The sequence below is a fragment of the Cedecea sp. P7760 genome, from assembly GCF_013386425.1.
GTDB classification, from domain to species: domain Bacteria; phylum Pseudomonadota; class Gammaproteobacteria; order Enterobacterales; family Enterobacteriaceae; genus Cedecea; species Cedecea selenatireducens.
Map to the genome: position 1 here is coordinate 1 of NZ_JACARU010000111.1, position 939 is coordinate 939.

The following is a 939-nucleotide window of genomic DNA, read 5'->3' on the forward strand; positions in this document are numbered from 1 at the left end:
GGTGGGTTTACCGCTTTAGCTGCGATGAGCTTGCCGGGCGCCAGGGTTGCCAGGGAGATGGCGCTTTCTCCCTGGCACGTTCACCGTGCTCTGAGCGTGTAGAGAACATTGATCTACGGGTGAACGGAACAGCCACGGAGCGAAAGATATTCTCCGAGAAAATAGGGTATAGGAGACAGCCCTGGTGAGGGCTAAAATCACCCCGGCCTAAAACGTGCCATAAAATAGGCATCCACATACTCGCCGTCGCGCAGCGCAAAGCGCTTCCCGGTACCTTCTACTTCGAAGCCAAACTTGCGGTACACCGCCAGCGCCGGGGCGTTATCGGTATAGACCGTCAGCTCAATGCGCTCGACGCGAAGCCACTTATCGCACAGGGCAATCATTTCTTTCAGCAAAGCTGAAGCGATGCCTTTTCCCTGATGGTCGTAATGAACGCCCATGCCGAAGGTGGCAACGTGGCTGCGGCGCGGAGACTGCTCCACCGACAGCGTTAGCTGCCCCACAATCTCATCGTCGATGCACGCCACCAAATGTCGGCTTCCCGGTCTGGGGTCGGTAATTCGATCATGCCAGGCTTTTAGAGGAGGATGAGGTAGCTGTAGCGTGTCGCGGTAAAGCGCCGGATGGGCATACATTTTCTGTAAAGCTTCCGCATCGCCAGGTTCGACGTGACGCACAACAACTGATTTCATCCTTTTCTCCTCAATGAGTTATGGAAAACCTTTTAAACATCATTGACTTTGAACCGCAAGTCAACGCTATTTTTTTCAAAAAACACTTTACAAGTGCGAATGATAATGATTATTATTGCCATGCGTTCAGGGGAGACCCCTACGGAGACATCCTGAAAGCACGACATTGCTCACATTGCTTCCAGTATTACTTTAGCCAGCCGGGTGCTGGCTTTTTTTTTGCCCTTCTTATTTGAAGCCGTAG

The 939-nt window shown here is 52.2% G+C and carries 1 protein-coding gene; it reads right to left on the reverse strand.

What is annotated here, in order from left to right:
* Positions 1-197: 197 nt before the first annotated feature.
* Positions 198-695 (reverse strand): GNAT family N-acetyltransferase, encoded by a 498-nt coding sequence (locus HX778_RS24890; protein ID WP_176983352.1) that lies wholly within the window; start codon positions 693-695, stop codon positions 198-200.
* Positions 696-939 lie beyond the last annotated feature (244 nt).

Excerpts from the sequence above, each read along its gene's own strand:
- HX778_RS24890 (WP_176983352.1), bottom strand. The coding sequence starts at position 695 with ATGAAATCAGTTGTTGTGCGTCACGTCGAACCTGGCGATGCGGAAGCT.